Origin of the sequence: Siphonobacter curvatus, from assembly GCF_002943425.1 — a bacterium.
Classification (GTDB): Bacteria; Bacteroidota; Bacteroidia; order Cytophagales; family Spirosomataceae; genus Siphonobacter; species Siphonobacter curvatus.
Genome location: NZ_PTRA01000017.1, coordinates 1 through 1,098 on the forward strand (window position 1 = coordinate 1; position 1,098 = coordinate 1,098).

The following is a 1,098-nucleotide window of genomic DNA, read 5'->3' on the forward strand; positions in this document are numbered from 1 at the left end:
AATGAACTTCCAACACACGTACGTAGTCATCATGGCCGGGGGCGTCGGTACCCGCTTCTGGCCCTTTTCCCGCCAAACCTATCCCAAGCAGTTTCATGACGTCTTAGGCATCGGACGCACCATGCTCCAGATGACCTTCGACCGCCTTTCTGACATCTGCCCGGTTGAAAACGTCTACATCGTTACTTCGCAGGAGTACTATGATTTGACCAAGCAGCAACTGCCCGAGCTTTCAGACCATCAGATCCTTTTAGAACCCTCCCGTCGCAATACGGCTCCTTGCATTGGCTACGCCTGCTACAAGATTGCCACCAAAGACCCCGAGGCCAATATCATCGTTACCCCCGCCGATCATTTGATCTTAAAGGAAAAAGAATTCACCGACCGCATCAAGGTGGCTCTTGCCGCCACGGCTGAATCGGACATCTTAGTGACTTTGGGTATTACCCCCACCCGGCCCGATACGGGTTATGGCTACATTCAGTTTGATGGCCTGACTGACAAAGAAGTCAAGCGGGTGAAGACCTTTACCGAAAAGCCGCACTTGGAGCTGGCTCAGGCTTTCTTAGAGAGTGGGGATTACGTTTGGAACGCGGGTATCTTCGTTTGGAATGCCAGATCCATTCGCAAAGCCTTTGAAGCGTATCTTCCTGCTATGCACGAGGTGTTTGAAAAGCTGGAGGCTAATTATTATACCGAGCAAGAGGCTTTGGAATTACTGCAAGTCTACCCGCTTTGTCAAAACATCTCGATTGACAATGGGGTGATGGAAAAGGCTCAGAACGTGCACGTGGTGCTAAGTGACATTGGTTGGTCGGATCTGGGCACGTGGAAGTCTCTGTATGAAGTGAGTGAAAAGGATGCCAACGACAACGTGATTGATGGCCACATCGTCACCCACAACACGACGGGTTCGATCATAAAGACGCCCAAGGAGCGACTGGTGGTAGTAGAAGGACTATCGGATTACATTGTCGCAGAGTTTGACAACGTGCTTCTGATCTGTCCCAAAGACAAAGAACAGAAGGTCAAAGAGTTTGTCGCGGATGCTTCCAAGCGAGGCACTCATTTTGTATAAATTACTACCTAAACTTAAAA

Annotated in this window: 1 protein-coding gene; it reads left to right on the forward strand. The window is 49.7% G+C overall.

The features are described 5' to 3' along the window. The first annotated feature begins 1 nt into the window (after position 1). Positions 2–1,078 (forward strand): mannose-1-phosphate guanylyltransferase, encoded by a 1,077-nt coding sequence (locus C5O19_RS25785; RefSeq protein ID WP_104716249.1) that lies wholly within the window; start codon positions 2–4, stop codon positions 1,076–1,078. The last annotated feature ends 20 nt before the right edge of the window (positions 1,079–1,098 follow it).

Bases quoted from the DNA above. Each gene is read 5' to 3' on its own strand.
- C5O19_RS25785 (WP_104716249.1), top strand. From the start codon at position 2: ATGAACTTCCAACACACGTACGTAGTCATCATGGCCGGGGGCGTCGGT.